The following is a 235-nucleotide window of genomic DNA, read 5'->3' on the forward strand; positions in this document are numbered from 1 at the left end:
ACGTGGCCACGGCAGTCTGGTCGGCCAGGCGCCGCAACTCGGTGGCGACCATGGAGAAGCCTCGACCGTACTCACCGGCATTCTCGGCTTCGATAGCGGCATTGAGCGACAGCAGGTTGGTCTGGTAGGCGACCTTGACGATGGTCACCACCACTTGGTTGATGTTGCCGGACTTCTCATTGAGGATCTCCAGCTTGGCGTTTACAAGGTCGGCGGCGCCCATTACCGAGTGCAT

At 60.4% G+C, this 235-nt stretch carries 1 protein-coding gene; it reads right to left on the reverse strand.

All coding sequences use genetic code 11. The annotated features are described in order from the left end of the window. On the reverse strand, nucleotides 1-235 hold a 235-nt coding region (locus ACFZPT_RS27065), incomplete at both ends, for a methyl-accepting chemotaxis protein (RefSeq protein ID WP_379559185.1).

This window comes from Pseudomonas sp. MD330_10, from assembly GCF_042610415.1.
Taxonomy (GTDB): Bacteria; Pseudomonadota; Gammaproteobacteria; order Pseudomonadales; family Pseudomonadaceae; genus Aquipseudomonas; species Aquipseudomonas rhodesiae.